At 57.5% G+C, this 22,603-nt stretch carries 12 protein-coding genes; 9 read left to right on the plus strand and 3 right to left on the minus strand.

The window, feature by feature from the left end:
* Positions 1-8: 8 nt before the first annotated feature.
* Positions 9-1,592: a nitrogen fixation negative regulator NifL gene (nifL, locus tag C4S72_RS09355; protein ID WP_104002745.1), complete on the minus strand. Its 1,584-nt coding sequence runs from the start codon at positions 1,590-1,592 to the stop codon at positions 9-11.
* A gap of 284 nt (positions 1,593-1,876) precedes the next feature.
* Between nifL and rsxA the strand changes: the two genes are divergently transcribed.
* The 9 genes from rsxA to C4S72_RS09400 all read left to right on the plus strand — a co-directional run bounded on the left by rsxA (position 1,877) and on the right by C4S72_RS09400 (position 10,198).
* Positions 1,877-2,449 (plus strand): electron transport complex subunit RsxA, encoded by a 573-nt coding sequence (rsxA, locus tag C4S72_RS09360; RefSeq protein WP_104002746.1) that lies wholly within the window; start codon positions 1,877-1,879, stop codon positions 2,447-2,449.
* Between the two features lie 28 nt (positions 2,450-2,477).
* Positions 2,478-3,002 carry an RnfABCDGE type electron transport complex subunit B gene (locus C4S72_RS09365; RefSeq protein ID WP_104002747.1) on the plus strand — a complete coding sequence of 175 codons (525 nt, stop codon included), beginning with the start codon at positions 2,478-2,480 and terminating at the stop codon, positions 3,000-3,002.
* Between the two features lie 64 nt (positions 3,003-3,066).
* The gene (gene rsxC, locus C4S72_RS09370; RefSeq protein WP_104002748.1) at positions 3,067-4,614 is read left to right on the plus strand and encodes an electron transport complex subunit RsxC; all 1,548 of its coding nucleotides are present in this window, start codon (positions 3,067-3,069) and stop codon (positions 4,612-4,614) included.
* On the plus strand, positions 4,611-5,675 hold the full coding sequence (locus C4S72_RS09375; protein ID WP_104002749.1) for an RnfABCDGE type electron transport complex subunit D: 1,065 nt from the start codon (positions 4,611-4,613) through the stop codon (positions 5,673-5,675). Before rsxC ends, C4S72_RS09375 begins: the two co-directional genes overlap by 4 nt.
* Before the next feature lie 2 nt (positions 5,676-5,677).
* Complete coding sequence (gene rsxG / locus C4S72_RS09380) at positions 5,678-6,376, plus strand: electron transport complex subunit RsxG (RefSeq protein WP_235009080.1); 699 nt, start codon at positions 5,678-5,680, stop codon at positions 6,374-6,376.
* Positions 6,373-7,074: an electron transport complex subunit E gene (locus tag C4S72_RS09385; RefSeq protein ID WP_104002750.1), complete on the plus strand. Its 702-nt coding sequence runs from the start codon at positions 6,373-6,375 to the stop codon at positions 7,072-7,074. Before rsxG ends, C4S72_RS09385 begins: the two co-directional genes overlap by 4 nt.
* Positions 7,071-7,337, plus strand: a complete 267-nt coding sequence (locus tag C4S72_RS09390; protein WP_104002751.1) for an RnfH family protein — start codon at positions 7,071-7,073, stop codon at positions 7,335-7,337. Before C4S72_RS09385 ends, C4S72_RS09390 begins: the two co-directional genes overlap by 4 nt.
* A gap of 264 nt (positions 7,338-7,601) precedes the next feature.
* Positions 7,602-9,515 (plus strand): bifunctional diguanylate cyclase/phosphodiesterase, encoded by a 1,914-nt coding sequence (locus C4S72_RS09395; protein WP_104002752.1) that lies wholly within the window; start codon positions 7,602-7,604, stop codon positions 9,513-9,515.
* A complete protein-coding gene (locus C4S72_RS09400) occupies positions 9,512-10,198 on the plus strand; it encodes a transglutaminase-like cysteine peptidase (RefSeq protein ID WP_104002753.1) in 687 nt (228 codons plus the stop codon). The genes C4S72_RS09395 and C4S72_RS09400 overlap by 4 nt, the downstream gene beginning before the upstream one ends.
* 181 nt (positions 10,199-10,379) lie before the next feature.
* Here C4S72_RS09400 and C4S72_RS09405 read toward each other — a convergent pair whose 3' ends face one another.
* Together C4S72_RS09405 and C4S72_RS09410 are read right to left on the minus strand one after the other, a co-directional pair.
* Positions 10,380-16,451 (minus strand): retention module-containing protein, encoded by a 6,072-nt coding sequence (locus C4S72_RS09405; protein ID WP_146071889.1) that lies wholly within the window; start codon positions 16,449-16,451, stop codon positions 10,380-10,382.
* A gap of 269 nt (positions 16,452-16,720) precedes the next feature.
* On the minus strand, positions 16,721-22,600 hold the full coding sequence (locus tag C4S72_RS09410) for a retention module-containing protein (RefSeq protein ID WP_160115483.1): 5,880 nt from the start codon (positions 22,598-22,600) through the stop codon (positions 16,721-16,723).
* Between the last annotated feature and the right edge of the window lie 3 nt (positions 22,601-22,603).

The raw sequence follows: 22,603 nt of genomic DNA on the forward strand, positions 1-22,603 counted from the left end.
TCGGCTCCTTAGCTGCGGGCTGTTCCCAGGGGTAGATGGACACAGACTCGGCAGCCCTCCTGGTAGAGGGGATCGATATGAACGGTTCCCAGGTGCTCGGCGACAATCTCCTGAACGATAGTCAGGCCCATGCCATAACCGGCACCCTTGTTGGTATTGGGTTTGGTGCTGAAGAACGGCTCAAAAACTCGGGTACGGTACTCTTCCGACACACCGGGCCCTGTATCGGAGATATTCACCACGACATCGCCGTTTTCAACCCGGGCGACGATACTCAGCTCACGCCTTGATGCGCCGCTGGACGCCATCGCTTCAATAGCGTTGTCGACCAGTTGCTTGAACAGACTATGCAGACGGCTTTCGAAACCGATCATGGCAGGCATGTGCAGCGGCGGATGCCAGTCCACCAGGATGCCATGCTTGAGCAGATCGCCGGTGGAGAGCTCCAGCACGTTGCGCAGCAGCTCGTTCATGTTGATCGAGGTTTTTACCCCGGGCGTTTCGCTCGGCACCGCCTGCTCAAGCTTCTCACGCGCTTCGTTACCGGCATCGATTGCCTCACGCAGGGCACCGATCACCTGCTCGGTCAGCGCACGCTCATCGCCCTTGCGCTGCTCCAGCATGCGCACGGCGGCGTTCATCAGGTTGAGCGGACGCTGGAACTGGTAGAGCGCGCCGTTCAACGCCTCACGCATGCTCTGCAGCGCTTCTTCTTCAGCGATCAGCAGCTTGAGTGCGTTCATCTGCTCGGCGTGCTGACGACGGCGCAGCTCGGTAACGTCGTTGATCACCAGCATCAGATAACGCCGCTCAGGCTGGGCGAAGAAGGAATCGGCGGTTTCATCACCGATCTCGATCATGCTGCCATCGATGGAGAACCAGCGCGGCGTGCTGTTACGGCCGATATCCAGACGGATCTCATAATCGGTAAAACCAACACCACGGTCACGGATAGCCTTCAGCCGCTCGCCCATCTCATCCTGGAGTGCGCGCAGAATCACATGGCTCGGCTCCTGCGGACACATATCGGTGGCCAGGGTTTTGTAGGCGAGGTTGTCGAGTACGATGCTTTCGTCCTCATCGAGCAGCACCATCGCGACGTTGGCGGCGTTAACCGCTTTTTCGATCATCGCCTTCTGATTCTGTACCCGCTGTTCCAGCGAGTAGAGCTCGGTAACATCACGATGCATACCGAGGTAGTGGATAGGCTGGTTTTCCTCATCCAAAACCGGCGCCACCATCAGCTCGGCCAGGTAACGCTTGCCATCCTTACGCCGGTTGACCAGCACCCCTGACCAGGGCTTGAGCTGCTGCAGCCGGCCCCAGAGCGCATCGTAAACCAGCCGAGGCGTGTTGCGGTTGGAGAGAACCGACTCGTTGCGGCCGAGCACCTCGCTGGCGGCGTAACCGGTTTCCTTGGTGAAGGCCTTGTTGCTGTAAAGAATGTTGGCGTGAAGATCGGTGATGGAGATCGCCACCGGCGAGTGCTCTACCGCCTGGAAAAACACGCTGGGCGGCAGCCCCTGAAGCAGGTCGCTGTTTTCCAGAACAGGAGTCTCATCGGTGATACCTGGCTGCTTCGTTTTCGCCATGCTCTCAGCTCCTAAAATGACGGGATGTTCTGAAGAAGCAATTACTGCGCCACCGACTGAGAGACTTATATATAAAGAAAAACCACACTAAATAAGTGGTAAATGTAGTAAGCACGACACATAAAAGTGCACGCCTGCACCGATCTGTTACAAACACAACAATGTCGTTATTCAAACAGTTATCGCTAAAATAACCTCTTTTATTTTCAACGACTTACCCATGGCATGCTTGGTGCACTCAGCACCCCAGAAGACTGATTCCCCGTCTGGAGGCTAAGCGCGACATGGAACTGATCACCCTTTTCATCGGCACCGTACTCGTGAATAACGTGGTGCTGGTCAAATTCCTCGGCCTCTGTCCGCTGATGGGGGTCTCCAACAAATTCAGCACAGCCACCGGCATGGGGCTGGCGACCACTTTCGTACTTACGCTCTCCAGTGTCTCCAGCTGGATCATGGAGTACTACATCCTCGAGCCGCTGAACCTGCAGTTCCTGCGCATCATCTCGTTCATTCTCGTGGTTGCCGCTGTTGTCCAGTTCACCGAAATGATGGTGAAGAAGACCAGCCCCCTGCTGCACCAGACCCTGGGTATTTTCCTGCCGCTGATCACTACTAACTGCGCCGTACTTGGCGTGGCGCTGCTGAACGTGCAGGAGGGCCTCAGCTTTATCCAGAGTGTGGTGTATGGCTTTGGCGCATCGATCGGTTTTTCGATGGTGCTGATCATTTTCGCCGGCCTGCGTGAACGCCTGGCGCTGTCCAACGTGCCTGCCACCTTCGCCGGCGCACCAGTGGGCCTGGTCACGGCGGGGCTACTGTCGATGATTTTCATGGGCTTTGGCGGGCTCGTCTGAGCCTGCCCGCAAAAAGGAGATATTCGCCATGGTAACTGCTGTTGCTGTCTTGACACTTCTCGGTCTCGCTCTGGGGCTGCTGCTCGGCTATGCCGACAAGGTGTTTGCGGTGGAAGAGAACCCCATCGTCAAGGAGATCGAATCGATGCTGCCCGGCACTCACTGCGGCCAGTGCGGTTTCCCTGGCTGCAGCGGTGCCGCCGAAGCGATGGTCGCGGGTGACGCAGCTGTCACCTGCTGCCCTCCCGGCGGTCGTGCCCTGGCCCAAGCCCTGGCGGAAAAGCTCGGCGTGGATGCGGACCTTTCCGGCATGTCGTCGGAGCCGATGCTGGCGAAGATCGAGGAGTCCCTCTGCACCGGCTGCTGCCGCTGCTACCGGGTCTGCCCCACCGACGCGATTATGGGCGCCAACAAGCAGATCCACGTGGTCTTCGCAGATGCCTGCACCGGCTGCGGCAAATGCGTAGACGCCTGTCCGGAAGACTGCATCGCCATGCAGCCCGAGCAGGAATCCCTCGACAACTGGCACTGGCCTAAACCAGCGGCGGCTTAACTTAAGAAATAAGTTAAGGCATAAGCGGCTGAATGAGTTGGCTGTATTAGTGGCGGAGTAAGTTATGTTTGGAAAACTGAAAATCCGGGGCGGCGTCCACGCCGAAGAGCGCAAGGAGCAGAGTACCGGCCTGCCGATCCATGTTCTAGGCATTCCGCCGGTATTGAAACTGCCGCTGCGTCAGCATGCGGGCCGCGCCGCCGATCCGGTGGTCAAGGCCGGTGACTATGTACTCAAGGGACAGCTGATCGCCACCTCTACCGGAGCCGATGTCTGCGCCTCGCTGCACGCGCCCACCTCAGGTACCGTCACCGCCGTCGGTCCGGTCACAGCACCGCACCCCTCCAGCCTGACCACCGATGCGATCACCATCGAACCGGATGGTTTGGATAAAGGACTGGAGTCCCTGGAAAGCGGCGATCCAATGCAGCTGTCACCGGCGGAGATCGCCGACCGCGTCGACCAGGCCGGTATCGTCGGCCTTGGCGGTGCAACCTTCCCGGCAGCACTGAAACTCAAATCCGGCGCGCGGCAGAAGATCGATACGCTGATCCTTAACGGCAGCGAGTGCGAACCCTATCTCACCTGCGACGACATGCTGATGCGTGAGCGCGCCTTTGGAATTATCTCCGGCGCACGATTGATTCAGCGCGCCATCGGTGCACGCCGTATCGTCGCAGGGATTGAAGACAACAAGCCAGACGCGATCGAGGCGATGAAAGCCGCAGCCGCCGGCTTTGCTGATGTCAGCGTACAGGTGATTCCAGCCCGTTATCCCATGGGCTCAGCCAAGCAGCTGATTCACGCGATCATGGGCCGTGAGGTGCCTGCGGGCGGGCGTAGCTCCGAAGTCGGCGCGCTGGTACACAACGTAGCCACCGCCTTCGCGGTGCATCAGGCGCTGTACGACAACCGCCCGCTGCTGTCGCGCATCGTCACCCTGTCCGGTCAGTGTATCGACACCCCGCGCAACGTGGAGGTGCTGCTCGGCACACCAGTGAGCTGGCTGCTGCAGCACAGCGGCGGCCTGAAGGAAACACCGGCACGAATCGTCATGGGCGGACCGATGATGGGTCAGATTCTGCGCACCCAGGATGTGCCGATCACCAAGGGTGCCAGCGGTATTCTCGCCCTGGCCGAACCGGAGATCAGCAAGACCGAATCCTCTCCCTGTATCCGCTGCGGCAGCTGCGTCAACGCCTGCCCCATGGGTCTGGTGCCGCTGGAGATGGCGCGCCATGCCAACGCCGAAGATTTCGAGGGCGCCTCCGAGTTTGGTCTTAGCGACTGCATTCTCTGCGGCTCCTGCGCCTATGTCTGCCCATCACATATTCCGCTGGTGCACTACTTCCAGTTTGCCAAGGGCGAGCTGAGCGCCAAGCGTGAACAGACGCGCCGCGGCGAGCTGACCAAGTCCCTGTCGGAAGCACGCAACGCACGCCTGGAGAAAGAAGCTGCCGAGAAAGCCGCCGCCAAGGCCGCAAAAGCGGCCAAGGCCCAGGCTGCCAAGGAAGCCCGCGAAAAAGCCAAGGCCGAAAAAGCGGCCCAGCAAGAGAAAGAGCAAGCCGCCCAGGAAGTCAAAGCACAAGCCAACGAGGAAAGCGGAGCATGAATCAACTGGTCTCCTCCCCCCACGCCCACAACCGCAGTTCCGTGCAGCACACCATGCTGCTGGTCTGTGCGGCACTGCTGCCGGCCACACTTTACGGGCTTTACCTGTTTGGCTGGCCGGCAATCAACCTGTTTGTACTCTGTCTGGCAACGGCTATCGGCAGTGAGGCGGCCTGCCTGAAGCTGGCGGGACGCTCCACCCAGAGCTGCTGGGATGGCTCAGCGCTACTGACCGGCTGGCTGATCGCCATGACGTTGCCGCCCTGGGCACCCTGGTGGATCGCCGTGGTCGGTACCCTGTTTGCGGTGGTCATCGGCAAGCACCTGTATGGCGGCCTGGGCCAGAATCTGTTCAACCCGGCCATGCTGGCCCGCGTCGGGCTGTTGATCTCTTTCCCGGTGGAGATGACCACCTGGATCGATGTCACACCGATCACCAGCGCCGCCGCACCGGGCTTTATCGACAGCCTGGCGATTACCGCCGGCATCACGCCGATCCCGGATGCGGTGACCGGTGCCACGGCCTTGGGCCATGTCAAAACCGCGCTGACCATGGATGTGACAGTACCGGATGCGATGGCGGAGTCTTACAGCGCCGGCAGCGCCTTCTTCGGCAATATCCGTGGCAGCCTGGGGGAAACCTCCGCCCTGCTGCTGTTGCTGGGCGGGCTGTTCCTGCTCTACAAGCGCGTGATCAGCTGGCATATCCCTGTCTCCATGCTCGGTACCCTGATGGTTCTGTCGCTGATTTTCAGCCTGGCGAATCCGGACCGTTTTGAGCCGCCGCTGTTCCATCTGCTAACTGGTGCAATGATGCTGGGCGCCTTCTTTATCGCCACCGATATGGTCACCTCGCCCACCACATCTACCGGGCAACTGGTGTTTGGCGCCGGCATCGGGGCCGTAGCCTTTATTATCCGCAGCTGGGGCTCCTTCCCGGAAGCGATCGGTTTTGCCGTGCTGTTTATGAACGCGATCACGCCGATTATCGACCGTTATTTCCGCCCTCGTATCTATGGCTACACCCTCACTGGCAAGCCGATTAACACAGGCAAGGAGTGATCATGAGAAACGAAGGCATGACAACCACACCGATCGTACCCAGCTACACCCGGGGTATCGGTTACCAGGCGGGCCTGCTCGGCGGTATGGCGATGCTGGTCAGTATCATTCTGATGCTGGGTGAACACGGTACCCGCGCGGATATCCAGGCGCGGATGGAGGAGGACCGACAGGCGATGCTGTCTCAGGTCCTGCCCGCCAGCCTCTACGACAACAATCCGCTGGAGAGCACCACGAAGCTCGATGGTAATCCCTTCGGCGGCGACCCCACGGTGTTCCTGGCCAGCAAGGACGGCCAGTTGACCGGGGCCGCCTTTGAGGTGATCGGCCAGGGCTACAGCGGCGACATCATCGTACTGATTGGCGTTGACGCCCAGGGCGAACTCACCGGCGTGCGCACCATCGCCCATGCCGAAACGCCGGGCCTGGGCGACAAGATCGAGATCGCCAAAAACGACTGGGTTACCAGCTTCAATGGCTATTCCCTGGACAACCTGACCGAGAAGCAATGGGCCGTGAAAAAGGATGGCGGTCAGTTTGATCAGTTTACCGGCGCGACGATCACGCCCCGCGCCGTGGTTGGTGCCGTCCATGAAGGGCTGCAGGTGTTCCGCGATCAGAAGGAGCATCTGCAAAGCGCCGTGACCGATCAGAGCCACCTATTATCCGCTAAGCAGGCAACAGAGGAGGCGCCGCAATGAGCAGCCCATCCTATAAAGAGATCTGGAGCGAAGGGCTCTGGCACAACAACGTAGTCATGAGCCAGATGCTGGCTCTCTGTCCGCTTCTCGCCGTCACCACCACCGCCAGTAACGGCCTAGGCATGGGGCTCGCCTCTCTGGTGGTGATGGTGGTCTCCAACATGCTGGTATCGATGATTCGTGGCCTGATCACGCCGCAGGTGCGCATCCCGGTCTTCATCGTGCTGATTGCGGCGATGGTGACCATGGTCGATATGTTCCTCAACGCCTGGATGCATGAACTCTACAAGGTACTGGGGCTGTTTATCCCGCTGATCGTCACCAACTGCGCCATCCTCGGTCGTGTCGAAAGCTTTGCCTCCAAACAGCGGGTGCTGCCCTCAATGCTCGATGGTTTCGCCATGGGCGTCGGCTTCACCTGGGTGCTGGTGCTGCTTGGCGCCATGCGCGAGTTCTTCGGCGCCGGTACCCTGTTCGCGGATGCCTCGCTGCTACTGGGTAACTGGGCATCGGTCATCGAGATGAATATCTTCCCGGATTATGGCGGCACCCTGCTGCTGATTCTGCCCCCTGGTGCGTTTATCTGCCTGGGGTTGATGCTTGCCGGTAAACGGGTGCTCGACCGCGCCCTGGAGAAGCGTGCAGAGGCATGCGCCGAAAACAAAAATGAAGAGGGTTCACTGGAGGGCGCGGTATGAAGGTCGCCGTCGCGTATGCCAGTAGCAGCAAGCAGGAGTGGCTGAACCTGAACGTGGAAGAGGAGTGCACTGTAGAAGACGCGATCATCAAGTCCGGCATTCTGCAGCGCTTCCCCGAGATCAACCTGAAAACCCAGAAGATCGGCATTTTCGGCAAGCTGACCAAGCTTCAAGCCAAGCTGGCCGACGGAGACCGGGTCGAGATCTACCGTAAAATCGTCCGCGTCATGGATGAAGATGACGACGAGGATGATGACGACTGAGTTCTGCCGAACCAGCCCCTTCACTATGAAACAGCCGGTGCCCTGCGCAACCGGCTGTTTTCGTTTAACTGCGCGTTATATTAGCTTTTAAATAACAGCAATTCGGAACTAAACTGACCCTAACTTCATCGCTGCAGGTTGCGAGTCTGCGCGCTTTGCAGCCGTTGAATTCATTCAATCCAAAAGGCCAGCTTGTCCAGCCGTCAGTGGCTGAGGTGCCGCAGCAGCCAGACGCCACTGGCTGTTTGAGAAGGGAGTCTGTCGATGACGCTGTCCAAGCAGCTGATGCTGTTGATCTCCGCCATGTTCCTGGCGATCTTCGCAATCAACTTCTACACCAGCCTGAACAATATCCGCGGCTATCTCCAGGATGAATCGGAGATTCACGCCCAGGATACCGCCACATCACTTGGACTCTCCCTGAGCCCCTATATCCTCGATGAAGACGACACCATCCTCTCGACCATGGTGAACACCATCTTCGACCGCGGCTACTACCTGGAGATCCTGCTGGAGAACATCGACGGCAAGGAGCTGGTCCGGCGCACCAATCCCAAGAGCTTTGAAGAGGTGCCCGAATGGTTCACTGACCTCTTCCCGATGCAAACCGCTACCGCTGAGTCCGAGATCGACGCAGGCTGGGTTGTCGGCGGTACAATCTTCGTCACCATTCACCCTGGGCTTGGTTACCTCAAGCTTTGGCAGCAAGCGAAGGATTCACTGATGTTTGCCGCCATCTGTCTGGTGATTTTTATCGCCCTGCTGGTGCTGATTCTTGGTTTGGTGCTGCGACCACTCGGCGTCATCAACAAGCTGGCCCTCAGCATCGCCGATGGCCATTTCGGCAAGATCGACAAACTGCCCTGGACCACAGACATCCGCAACGTGGCTAACTCCATGAACCTGATGTCCGGCAAGATCGAAAAAGTGATCACCAACCTGAACAACCGCCTGGAGGAAACCGGCAAGCGGCTGCGGGTTGATGAGCTCACCGGCCTGGAAACCAAGGCCACCTTTGAAACCGAGATGAAAGACCGCTTTATGTCGCGCCAGGAAGGCTACCTGTTTATCCTGCGCATCGACGAGCTCGGCAAACTGGCTTCGCGCCTGAGCAGCGACAAGGTCGACACCTTTATCAAATCTTTTGTCACCGAGACCCGCGAAGCGCTGAAGGATCAGGGCGTGGCTGGCGACTTCATGTACCGTATTGTCGGCGCCGAATTCATCCTGATTACCGACTGCAAGAGCCAGGAAAGCGCAGAGGCACTTTGCAAAGCCGTGCTGAAACGGCTTGAGGCGCTGGGCAGCGAATATGGCAAAGAGAACGTAGCCCATATCGGCGGCGTACCGCTGGATCCGCAAGGCACCACCGCCTCGCTGGTATCTGCCGCCACCGAAGCCTACGAAAAGGCCCGCCTGATAGGCCACAACAGCTTCGCTATCACCCAATACAGCGCGAACACTCGTAGCATGGATGAGTGGAAACAGCTGGTGGGCCAGATCGTTGATAAACGCCTGGTGAAAGTCGATTACGGCGTTAAAGCCTACAGCCTTGCCGACGGCAAAGAGGATATTCTGGTCCTTGAAGAGGCGATGTCGCAGGTATTCGATGAGAAAGGCGAAGCCCTGCCGATCGGTACCTTTATCTCCGTGGCAGAGACACTGGGCCGTATTCTCGAGTTTGACCTCAACATCGTCACCCGCGTACTGGAATATATCCGCCGCGAGAAGGTGGAACACGATGTCGCCGTGAACCTGTCGTTCACTGCCCTGGCCAGTAACGAATTCCGTGGCGACTTGTTCAAGCTGTTGGAGGACAACAAGGATATCGTCAGCCATCTGGTGTTCAGTATCACCGCCTACGGCGCGACACGGGATATGAAGTCCTTCGAAAGCTTCATCAACTTTGCGCACCGCAACGGCGCCAAGGTGATCCTGAAACGCTTTGAAAGCCGCTTTATCCCGATGGACAGCCTCAAACAGTTCCGCCTCGACTACATCAGGCTGGCACGCATCTACACCGAAAACATCGGTAACGATGCCGAGAAACGTCGTCTTGTGGAAGCGATGAAAGAACTGGGCGAGCTGCTTAACGTCAACATCCTCGCGGAGTCGGTCGAAAGCGACAACGACTACCAGGCAGTGCGCGAGATTGGACTGACAGCGGCAAGCCGATGAACCTAACCCTGAAACCCTGCCGGCGCCTCGGGCGCCGGGCGCTGGGCGCTCTCAGCCTGGGCCTGGGCCTGGCGCTGAGCCTCAGCCCTCAGGCCAGCTTCGCCAAAGGCCTGGTCGAATTCAGCCCTGCCCTGCTGAGCCGGGTCGAGGCCAAGTTCGGCCGAGGCGCGGTGATGCGCCTGAACGCGCTCAAAGACCTGGCGGATAACAACCAGTCGGCCACGGAAATGGACAAGGTCAAGGCGGTCAACGACTTCTTTAACCAGGTCCCCTACTACACCGACCCGGTGCACTGGAAAATGAAGGACTACTGGGCCACACCTTTCGAGAAACTGACCACCTATGGCGGCGACTGCGAAGACTACGCCATCGGCAAGTACTTCACCCTGCGCGAACTCGGCGTACCCGACGACCGCATGCGCATCATGTACGTCAAGGCGCTGGATTGGGGCGAAGCCCACATGGTGCTGACCTACTTCCCCCAGCCCCGCTCCATCCCGCTGGTGCTGGACAACCTCAAGCCCCAGATCCTGCCCGCCAACCAGCGCAAGGACCTGGTACCGGTCTACAGCTTCAACGCCGACAGCCTTTGGCTGGCGAAAGAACGAGGCGTAGGTAAACGGGTGGGCAGCTCAAGCAAGCTGGGGTTATGGACTGATTTGCAGAAAAGGATTGATCAGTAAGGCGGGATCTAATGCGGCTGGAAATCAGCCTTGGAAATGAGAAAGCCCCGGCGGAAACGTTGGGGCTTTTTTCTGTACCGCGGGTAGACCGTTATTCAGCATTGATCATGCTCTGGCCATAAAAGCGACAACGAAAAAGGCCGGCGTTTTAGCGCCGGCCTTTTAGTGCCTAACTCAGTGTTTAGCTGTTATCGACGTTCAGGTTGCCGTTGCTAATCAAGGTACTGAGGTCTTCTCCAGTTACACCATCCAGTGTGATGACCTGATCGGCGGCAGCGGCTGCTTCACCAGCATTGGCTACACCTCCCATACCACCATTGGTACTGATGTAGAGTGTACTATCGCTACCATCGTCATCGACGTAGATGTACTGGTCGATAGTAGCTTCGGTTTCATCAACAAGCAGGTCGGCTAGGTCCAGCACATCGCCTTCGGCTGTGTTGAAGTCAGTGATGGTGTCCTCGGCAAAGTTACCGATACCGACACCACCCTCATCTCCTCTATTCCAGACAAAGACATCAATACCGGCGCCGCCCGTGAGAGTGTCGTCACCCTGGCCACCGACCAGGATATCGTTCTCGTCTCCGCCTATCAGAATGTCATCGCCCTCATACCCAAGCAGCGTTGCTGCCTGATCTGGAGCACTTGCCTCAAGCGAATCTCCGCCGGAAGTACCCTCTTGGATTTCGTGATCCTCAGGGCTGAGCTGAATATGGATGCCATCGGTAATGGTCACGCTGTCGCCGTCACCATCGGTAAGTTCAAGATCGTAATCCATGGTGATCAGATCCCCCGGCGTCGGCACACCCGCACCGAAAGCGCCGAGTTTAAAGGTACCGCCCGACTCGTAGTGATACTCAACCGAGCTAAACCCGCTCGATGTGAAGGTTGCGACCGTCATACCATCGACAACCCCTTCGACCAACGCAGTGCCATCGGCATCATAACCGAGTTCGACAGAGACCAAGCGGGCACCCGATCCAGTACCGAACGTATGATCCCCATCACTGGTGAATCTGAATGTCTCATTATTGTAAGTAACCCAGATACTGGTGATGGTATCTTGGGCCCCATCGCCGACGACGTTATCCAAGTCATTATCATCATATGCTTTGATCAGCACATCAGAACCGGAAGTTGCCGTGAATATGACCGACGCTCCGTTAACAGTATTGTGCGCGTCGAACGTATAGTCCGCGTTCGCAACGCTCCAGTCCTGCTGGGTGGGAGTACCGGTCAGGCCCCGAACATAATCTACTCGCATCGCCTCGCCTGAACCGACACTTTGACCTGAGGAGATACCCCCTTCATTCGCGTTGGTATTTGTCTTACCAGCGGTAACCCCATTCACCATAGGCGTTAAGAGGATATCCTGCTCGCCATTCGCATCAGTTGGGTTCTCATCCAGGAAGTATGCATAGTTTGTGTTGCCGCCATGGAAATCAAAACCTGCATCTTGCACTGAATACGTTGTGAGGCCTCCATCTATCTGCCCGTACAGCGTGAAGGTGTATGTATCATCAGTAACGTCTGTCGCATCAACGTTCAGAGTGATGGTAAACACCTGCGAGCCGGTTACCGCCGCAGAATCACCGTTCAATACGCCATCCGGCTCAGTGGTTGAACCCACCAGACTGCCATTCGCCGCCAGGTAAAGGTATACAGCCAACCCTCCGCTGGTATAACCACTGTCAGAACCATTGGTGGCGGTGAACCTTAAAGTACCGGCCCCATCGGCACCGAAGTTGTTGCCGATATTTCCGTCACTGACATCAAGAGACACAGTGGTCGTACCCAACGCCCCCGTCTTGTTCACAACGAAGGCAACCTCTGGGTCGATCACGGTCGGCAGGTCATCCACGAAGCTGAACGCGCCACCGATGTTGACGGTCTCGGAGTCGCTGGCACTGTCGTCATCACCGTCGGTGATGCTGGCAGAGGCGGTCAGCTCGATGCTGCCCGCGGCCAGTCCCAGGCTGCTGATGCTGTTGTTAGTAGCATCGCCATCGGCCAGTTCGTCGGTGTGGTCGATCTCGGCGTACTGGGTCAGGGTCACGGTGCCTTCGCTACCGCTGCTGTTGTCCACGCTGATGCGGAAGATGGTGTCGCCACCGGCGGTCTGGCCGATGATGTCGTCACCGTCCATCACCAGGGTGATGGCGTTGCCGTCGCTGCTCAGGCCAGTGGCGGCCAGGCCGGCACCAATGCTCAGGCTGTAGCTCAGGCTGGCGGCCGTACCGTCATCGTCTGCACCCATATCCTGGGTCAGGCCGAACAGACCGGAGAAGTCGCCGCTGTCGGTATCGCTGGCGGCACCGATGGTGTTGGCATCGTCGGTGCTCAGGCTCGGGATGCTGGCCTCGGTGACGGTCACGTCCACGGTCGGACCATCATCCAGGAAGGTAACCGTAAAGTTATCCTGCGCTGGATCGCCTTCGTTGTCGGTGATATTCGCCGTTACATCTACAACGATCGGATCATTCGGGTCGGTATCATCCGGGTGGGACATAGCCTGCAGTTGAGTGACCGTGTAGGTTCCGTCGCCATTGACGACGATTTTCCAGTCACCGTTATCCGCGGCCAACGTCTGAGTTGCGTTATTCCAGGTTGCACCGGTGGCGCTGAGGCTCAGTGTGCCGGCACTGTCGTTGCCGTAGGAGGTGGAGAAGTCTTCGGTCACCGAATCCAGACCGCCGGTCTCATCAAGAACAGCGTTATCGACCTCAATTTCCGGTTTGGAATCAGGTCCAATCGTAATAGTCAGAGTGGCCTGAGAGGTGTCGCCATCGGCGTCGGTGATCTCATAGACCACGTCGATGCTGCCCTCTTCACCCGCTGAGGGGGTGTAGGTCACGCTGTCAGTACCGGTCACAACCGCGGAGCCAGTACCGCTGTTGGAAACGATGCTGGTTACGGTAGCGCCATCAGCGCCCTGGATGTCATTCGCCAGAACGTTGTAGGTGACAGCGGAGTCTTCATCTGTACCGGTGCTATCGTTAACGGCGATTGGGCCGTCATCCAGGAAGGTTACGGTGAATACGTCCTGTGCCGGATCACCTTCGTTATCGGTGATATCAGCGGTCACGCTTACCACGATCGCATCGTTCGGATCGCTGGCGTCCGGGTGCGTCATCACCTGCAGCTGAGTCACGGTGTAGGTGCCATCGCCATTGACGACGATCTGCCAGTCACCATTATCGGCAGCCAGTGTATTGGTAGTGCCATCCCAGGTAGCACCGGCAGCGCTCAACGCCAGGGTACCGGCACTGTCGTTACCGTAGTTGGTGCTGAACGACTGGGTATCGGAGTCCAGACCGCCAGTTTCGTCAACGCTGGCGTTAGCCACGCTGATGGTCGGCTCGGAGTCTTCACCGATAGTGATGGTGAGGGTGGCCTGAGAGGTATCGCCATCGGCGTCGGTGATCTCATAGACCACGTCGATGCTGCCCTCTTCACCCGCGGCAGGGGTGTAGGTGACGCTGTCGGTACCGGTGACAACCGCAGAGCCCGTGCCGGTAGTGGAGACGATGCTGGTCACGGTAGCGCCATCGGCACCCTGGGTGTCGTTAGCCAGCACGTTATAGGTCACCTGCGTATCTTCCGCAGTGCTTGTGCTGTCATTAACCGCGATTGGGCCGTCATCCAGGAAGGTTACGGTGAATACGTCCTGTGCCGGATCACCTTCGTTATCGGTGATATCAGCGGTCACGCTCACCACGATCGCATCGTTCGGATCGCTGGTGTCCGGGTGCGTCATCACCTGCAGCTGAGTCACGGTGTAGGTGCCATCGCCATTGACGACGATCTGCCAGTCACCGTTATCGGCTGTCAGGGTGTCCACGCCATCCCAGGTAGCACCGGCAGCGCTCAACGCCAGGGTACCGGCACTGTCGTTACCGTAGTTGGTGCTGAACGACTGGGTATCGGAGTCCAGACCGCCGGTCTCGTCAACGCTGGCGTTAGCCACGCTGATGGTCGGCTCGGAGTCTTCTCCAATGGTGATGGTAAGAGTGGCCTGAGAGGTATCGCCATCGGCGTCGGTGATTTCGTACACCACCTCGATGCTGCCCTCTTCACCCGCGGCAGGGGTGTAAGTCACGCTGTCGGTACCGGTCACAACTGCAGAACCGATGCCTGTGGTGGAGACGATGCTGGTTACAGTAGCACCGTCAGCACCCTGGATATCGTTACTCAGAACGTCAACGGTAACCGGAGTATCTTCAGCAGTGGTAGAGCCATCATCCTTGGCAGTCGGAACGTCGTCGATAATTTCAACAACGATACTGGCAGGCGCTGAACTTACTGTGCCGTCCGATACCGTCAGAGTGAATGTATCCTGCTCAGGACCTGCTTCATCGGTGGTAGCCTGAGTCAGTTCATATTCATAAGTCGCCACGCCGGTGGCGGCATTGTAGGTGGTGACGGTAAACGTGCCGTGCTCACCAGCAAAGCTGGTACCCGCCAACGCAGCCAATGCAACAGTCGTGCCGTTGATGGTGACGCTCTGCAGGTCGTCGAGACCATCCGGATCAGAAACAGAGAAGGTACCGTAGGCAAACTCGGACGCAGAAGCGGCATCGGAGCCAGCAGGCAAGCCAGCTTCGTAAACCACATCGGCGCTGCCATCGGCCAGCGGGTTGGCAGTGATTTCCGGCGTATCGTTCTCACCGGCAACGTTGATGGTGACATCAGCAAAGCTGCCCGGGTTAACACCGTCGGTGACCTGGTAGGCGTTTTCAAACACGACCGCCAGGGATTCACCACTATCCAGAGCTGTCTGCGCCGCAAGCCCGGCATCATTCAGAACAAAGGTGTAAGAACCGTCAGCGGCGATGCTGAGATCACCGTATTCATTGCTGAGCTGAATCTGGGAACCGGTAGGAATAACTACGGAAAGGTTACCTGCAGCGGCATCGCCATCTTCATCGGTATCGTTCGGCAGAACATTACCGCTGATGCTTGCGCCTTCGCTCAGGGTCGCAGAGTCGTTCACGGCAACCGGCGTAGTATCGTCATCGATGATGGTAACAGTGCCGCTGGCCGCATCCGGGTTAACACTGGCATTAACAGCGCTCAGGATCTGGATACCGAAGGTTTCGTTACCTTCGTCCAGCCTGTCCTGCTCGATGTAAACGGTAACAGGTATAGAGGTAGTGCCGGCAGGGATTACTACCGTCTGCGGACCTGTACCACCGTCATACCAATCGACGCCATAAGTGGCGTCACCGCCACCTAACTGATAGGTCACGGTCACATCCTGATCGTAAGCATTGCTCAGGATAAGGTTAAAGGTGACTTCCTTGACGTTCCCCGGGTCAGAGCCTTCAGGAATGAAAACGTTGTTCCCACTAACGACCACACCATCGCTACCCGGTGTGCCAGGATCTGTAGGATCTGTAGGATCAGTGGGATCGGTCGGGTCAGTGGGATCGGTCGGATCGGTCGGTGTATCGACGCTGACTTCGACAGAAACACTGACGGTCGGCAAATCGTCGATCAGAACAGGCTCTTCACCCTGCGGCTGCTCGACCGCAAAACCGATGCCGGTAGTGCCGTAGCCTGCAGTCGGATCGACCTCGCCACCGGTGCGGTTGATTACAACGATGCCGGCACCTTCGTTACCGTCAGGTCCACCGGCGCCTGCACCGGCAGCCGGAGCACCACCTGCTGCGGTGGCTTCACCCACGGCGGTCGGGTCAGCGCCTGCCAGGATGGCGGCCTGGATAGCATCTAGATCACCAAAGGAGTCGCCATCGGTAACGGCTTCAGTGTTATCGAACTGATCAGCAGGGGTAAAAGTATCACTGGACGCGAGCCAGCTCTGGCCACCTTCGAGTACAACGGGGCCGCCGACATCAAGCGTCATATTAATGCGGGAATCAGGGCCAGTACGGATCACTTCATCGGCATAGATAAGGTCGCCGGCCATCAGAATTCTTTCAGAGCCATCCGCAGCAACCGCAACTACTGTGCCGGATACGGCGGTCACACTGCCGATCACTTCGCCATTGATGCCCTGGGACTGGCCTTCGGTACCGAAGCCGGCATCTGCCGCCGCCCAGCTGTCGCCACTGGTCAGGGCCAGGGATTCACCGTTGGTAAGGGCCACTTCAATACGGCTTTCGTCCGCCGGACGCACAACGTCATCCGACATGATGGGATCACCGAGCGCCAACTGGCGTTCCGTTCCATCGGGAGATACTGCAACGGCGGAGCCCTGCAGGAATGATACTGTTCCAATTACGTCTGACATGATCCACCTCTGATAGTACTTTTATACTTCGAACCAAAGGTGCGTCCTTGCCCATTACAGCCGGGCATTCCATGCCCATCACGGCCAAGCTTTCTCTGTGTAATCATGTCAACAGACAAAGCGTTCATATAACCATGCGTCTAATGCCAGTAAAGCAGCTTCTCGAATCGAAGGTACTGTACCCTGGTACATAAGCGTGATCTTATGCAGACAAACACAAAAAAAGCCCACCGGTTAAGGGCGGGCTTTCATCATTCGGGGTGGTTTTATCAGGATTGGTCGACCGAAAGGTTACCGTTATTGATTATACCCGCCAGTGCCTCTGCTTCGGTCGCGGCGGATCCGGGCGCTCCGGCCAGGGTATCGAACGAGGTGTTCTCCAGCACGATTCGCTGGTCGACCTCGCTGCCTGCACCGCCAGATCTTATGGCGATTTCCACGTTAGCACCGCTTTCCGTCATTTCAATGTAGTTATCCAACAGCGCCTGTACGCTCAAGGCTTCTACATCGCCGCTACCATCGAGTTCGTAAGACTCGCCATGCAGCAGGTCGCTGAGATCAAGCACATCGCCTTCATCGACATTGAAATCAACCACCCTGTCTTCGGGCACAAACTGACTATCAGCATCGCCATCCATCCAGCGGAAGGTATCCGCCCCGGAGCCACCAGATAGAATGTCACTCCCGCTGCCACCGATCAGGATATCGCCTCCCTCCTGGCCGTAGATGATATCGTTGCCAGCCCCGCCCTTGAGGATATCGTCACCACCCTCGCGACCGCTCTCCACAGCGAGCTCAGCGTGGTTGTCCCGGATATAGGCAAGGGTATCCGCCCTGCTCCAGGCAGGATCGATGCCCGCGCCATTCTCAAGTGCATTAAACACGTTAAAGCCCGAACCATCCGGCAGGTCGATACCCTGACTTTGGGCAAGCAGGTCAGTATTGAGCGCGTCACCGAAGATAAGATCATCCCCCATTCCACCCTCAATCTGGTCAGCCCCCACTGCGTGAAGGTTGGTAACCGGAGCCAACCCCACAAGGGTTTCGCCCAGCGAAGTGACATCATCCAGCGGGATGTAATCGTCCGTCGCGACGATGTTCAACGCCTCCGCCGGAGCGCTGTCAGGATCGGTAATACGTACACCGATTGAGTAGACGGTGCCGAGTGACTTCAACAGATCCACTTCACTGACGTTATCGGCGCCATAAAACGGCCAGAGCCCAGGGAAAGTGCCGGTAGCATGTTCCATGGCAAACAAGCCATGGTCATATATGGAATTACCATTGTTATCGAGAAACCGGTTGGGCCGTCCGTCCGATACAAACACAGTCTGGTTGATGGCATCACCATCGGCCTCTTTGAGCCACTCGTAGGCCTTCTCCAAGCCAGCCTCGTAGTTGGTATTGCCATCAGCCACCAGCACTTCGGCCACATACGCTTTCGCGGCGGCAACGCCGACGGCAGTCGACAGATCAAACGGCTCAGCATCGGTAGCGTAATTATCGAACGTCACCAAACCCAGGGTCACCGTTCCGCCAGCGTACTTGCTCAGCGTATCGATATACGCCTCCACTGCAGCCTTGTATTCCACAAGCCCCGGATCATCATCATCCATGCTGGCGGATACATCGAGTATCAGGGCGATATGGTAATCCTGAGGTTGATCCACCGAGGTCACGCCACCGACATCGCCGACGAGAATATCGTTGTCGCCACCGGACGTGTCCAAACTGTTGTCATCATTGTCACCAAAGAGATGCAGGTCTGGCAGATTTTCCTCAGACAGCGTGACCTCAATCTCGGCAGACCCTCCATTACCGTCTGTTGCCGTTACTGTAATCACATGCTGATTAGGCCCGGTCTCGAAATCATTGGCGAAGGATTTAGCCCCTGCCTCGGTCAAACTGATTTCCCCCGTTGCACTGTTGATGGCGAACAGATCGTTATCAAACGCATCGGTCTGATTTTCGCTGATGCTGTACGTCAACGTATCGCCATCTTCATCGCTGGCCGACACTGTGGTCAGTACCGCCATTGCGCCGCTGTTTTCTGAATAAGAGGCATCAAAGGAATCTTTATCGAACTCTGGATCAGTGTTGCTATCAATCACCGGAACGCTGGTTTTACCCGATGTAATCAGTCGCTCATATTCAGAGCCCCCTGAGGTTACCGCGACAATACTGTTTGCCAGCTCATCCTCGCTGCCAAGATCGCCTGAGGTGTAGCTAACCGTCGTTGAACCGCTTGTTTCCCCTGCGAGTATGGTGATCGTCTCACCACTGGCCAGCTGAAACACCAGGTTCTGGTCCGGGTCGATCTCTCCAGGAGAGCCTGTGAGCCGTATGGTGTAGGTGATATCGCCCCCTTTATCCGAAATTTCATCGGTAGAGGTACTCAACGTGGCTGTTACGGGATCGATGGTGTCATTGACTTTGACCGTGGCGGTATCGCTGCTATCAAGAGCCTCGAAGTTACCGCCGCTAACGCTGCTGATAGCGACTTCGTAGCTTTCGCCATCCACGTAGACGTCATCGCCCTGAACGCTGAACGGCTCGGAGGTACCCGAGGTCTCACCCACGCCGATGGTGATCGTGGCGCCATTATCCAGGGTGATTACCAGCGGGCTTTCGGTCACTGGCGCTCCGAGAGTCGCCGTAATGCTGGCAGAACCGCTGCCTTCATTAACGGTGATATCGCTGAGGGTAATGACAGTCGTATCGATGGTGTCGTTAATGGTGACGGTAGCGGTATCGCTGCTATCCAAGGCCTCGAAGTTACCGCCGCTGACGCTGCTGATGCCGACTTCGTAGCTTTCGCCATCCACGTAGACGTCATCGCCCTGCACGCTGAACGGCTCGGAGGTGCCTGTGGTCTCGCCCACGCCGATGGTGATCGTGGCGCCGTTATCCAGGGTGATCACCAGCGGGCTTTCGGTCACCGCTGCCCCTAGAGTCGCCGTAATGCTGGCAGAACCGCTGCCTTCATTAACGGTGATATCGCCAAGAGTAATAACGGTCATATCAATGGTGTCGTTAATGGTGACGGTAGCAGAATCGCTGCTATCCAGGGCCTCGAAGTTACCGCCACTGACGTTGCTGATGCCGACCTCGTAGCTCTCGCCATCGATATACGGATCATCGCCCTGAATGCTGAACGGCTCGGAGGTACCCGAGGTCTCGCCCAAGCCGATGGTGATCGTGGCGCCGTTATCCAGGGTGATCACCAGCGGGCTTTCGGTCACCGCCGCACCGAGAGTCGCCGTAATGCTGGCAGAACCGCTGCCTTCATTAACGGTGATATCGCCAAGGGTAATGACAGTCGTATCAATGGTGTCGTTAATGGTGACGGTAGCAGAATCGCTGCTATCCAGGGTCTCGAAGTTACCGCCACTGACGTTGCTGATGCCGACCTCGTAGCTTTCACCATCCACGTAGACATCATCACCCTGGACGCTGAACGGCTCAGAGGTGCCTGTGGTCTCACCCACGCCGATGGTGATCGTGGCGCCGTTATCCAGGGCGATGACCAATGGGGATTCAGTGACCGCTGCCCCCAGAGTCGCCGTAATGCTGGCAGAACCGCTGCCTTCATTAACGGTGATATCGCCAAGGGTAATGACAGTCGTATCGATGGTGTCGTTAATGGTGACGGTAGCGGTATCGCTGCTATCCAAGGCCTCGAAGTTACCGCCGCTGACGCTGCTGATAGCGACTTCGTAGCTTTCGCCATCCACGTAGACATCATCGCCCTGCACGCTGAACGGCTCGGAGGTACCGGTGGTCTCGCCGACGCCGATGGTGATCGTGGCACCATTATCCAGGGTAATCACCAGCGGGCTTTCGGTCACCGCTGCACCCAGAGTCGCTGTGATGCTGGCAGAACCGCTGCCTTCATTAACGGTGATATCGCTGAGGGTAATGACGGTCGTATCGATGGTGTCGTTAATGGTGACGGTGGCAGTATCGCTGCTATCCAGGGCCTCGAAGTTACCGCCGCTAACGCTGCTGATAGCGACTTCGTAGCTTTCGCCATCCACGTAGACATCATCACCCTGGACGCTGAACGGCTCAGAGGTGCCTTTGGTCTCACCCACGCCGATGGTGATCGTGGCGCCGTTATCCAGGGTGATGACCAATGGGGATTCAGTGACCGCTGCCCCCAGAGTCGCCGTAATGCTGGCAGAACCGCTGCCTTCATTAACGGTGATATCGCTGAGGGTAATGACAGTCGTATCGATGGTGTCGTTAATGGTGACGGTAGCGGTATCGCTGCTATCCAAGGCCTCGAAGTTACCGCCGCTAACGCTGCTGATGCCGACTTCGTAGCTTTCGCCATCGATATACGGATCATCGCCCTGCACACTGAACGGCTCAGAGGTGCCGGTGGTCTCGCCCACGCCGATGGTGATCGTGGCGCCATTATCCAGGGTGATGACCAATGGGGATTCAGTGACAGCTGCCCCCAGAGTCGCCGTAATGCTGGCAGAACCGCTGCCTTCATTAACGGTGATATCGCTGAGGCTAATGACAGTCGTATCGATGGTGTCGTTAATGGTGACGGTAGCGGTATCACTGCTATCCAAGGCCTCGAAGTTACCGCCACTGATGTTGCTGATGCCGACCTCGTAGCTCTCGCCATCGATATACGGATCATCGCCCTGCACACTGAACGGCTCAGAGGTGCCGGTGGTCTCGCCCACGCCGATGGTGATTGTGGCACCATTATCCAGGGTGATCACCAGCGGGCTTTCGGTCACTGGCGCTCCGAGAGTCGCCGTAATGCTGGCAGAACCGCTGCCTTCATTGACGGTGATATCGCCAAGAGCAATGAAAGTCGTATCGATGGTGTCGTTAATGGTGACGGTAGCGGTATCGCTGCTATCCAAGGCCTCGAAGTTACCGCCACTGATGTTGCTGATGCCGACTTCGTAGCTTTCACCATCCACGTAGACGTCATCGCCCTGCACGCTGAACGGCTCGGAGGTACCGGTAGTCTCGCCCACACCAATGGTGATCGTAGCGCCGTTATCCAGGGTGATGACCAATGGGGATTCAGTGACAGCCGCACCCAGAATCGCCGTAATGCTGGCGGAGCCGCTGCCTTCATTAACGGTGATATCGCCAAGGGTAATGACAGTCGTATCAATGGTGTCGTTAATGGTGACGGTAGCGGTATCGCTGCTATCCAGGGCCTCGAAGTTACCGCCGCTGACGCTGCTGATGCCGACCTCGTAGCTTTCGCCATCGATATACGGATCATCACCCTGCACCTCAAATGGCGTAGATAGGCCGGTTGTAGATCCAACAGGAATAGTAATTGTCGAGCCGTTATCCAGGGTAATAATCAGCGGAGTCCCGCTAACAGGCTCAGAAACGGTTGCTGAGATATAACCTGCTTCGGCTCCTTCGTTCAGCGTAAGATCACTGAGGAGTACCACGGCATCGAACAGAACAACAAGCTCTTCCCCTGCCGGCTGCTCAATGCTGAACCCAATCCCTGCTGTCTGATAACCAGCGGAAGGGTCCACCTCACCTGCCGTCCTTGCCAAGACGACGAAATCAGCGCCCTCGTTACCGCCGGGTCCACCACCTGCGCCAGCGCCTGGTGCCCCGGCAGCGGTAGCCTCACCCACGGCTGTCGGATCCTGCCCCGCCAGAATTGCGGCCTGAATAGCATCAAGATCCCCAAAGCTTTCGGTATCAGCCACTGCAGCGCTGCTATCGAACTGGTCTGCCGGTGTGAAGGTATCTGACGAAGCCAACCAGCTCTGCCCGCCCTCAAGAGTAATCGACTCGCCCGTCACCATGGACATTTCAATACGGCCATCTGGGCCGGTGCGCACCACCTCATCTGCGTAGATAGGATCGCCGGCAAGCAGCACCCGTTCTACGCCGCCAACACCAACCGCAACCACTGAGCCGCTGACGAAACTTACCATCCCGGCGACATCTGCTTGATTGCCATTAGCGAAATCCGGCGCGAGCCAGGTTTCTCCTTCACCCAGCGAGAGGGTCTCACCATTGGTCAGGACCAGCTGAATACTGGCCCCCGCGGAAGTCCTCAGCTCTTCATTTGGGAAGATCGCATCACCAGCGCTTAATTCCCGTTCGCTTCCATCTACCGATACCGCAATCACGCTTCCATTCAAGGA

The sequence above is a fragment of the Marinobacterium lutimaris genome, from assembly GCF_900108065.1.
GTDB classification, from domain to species: Bacteria; Pseudomonadota; Gammaproteobacteria; order Pseudomonadales; family Balneatricaceae; genus Marinobacterium_D; species Marinobacterium_D lutimaris.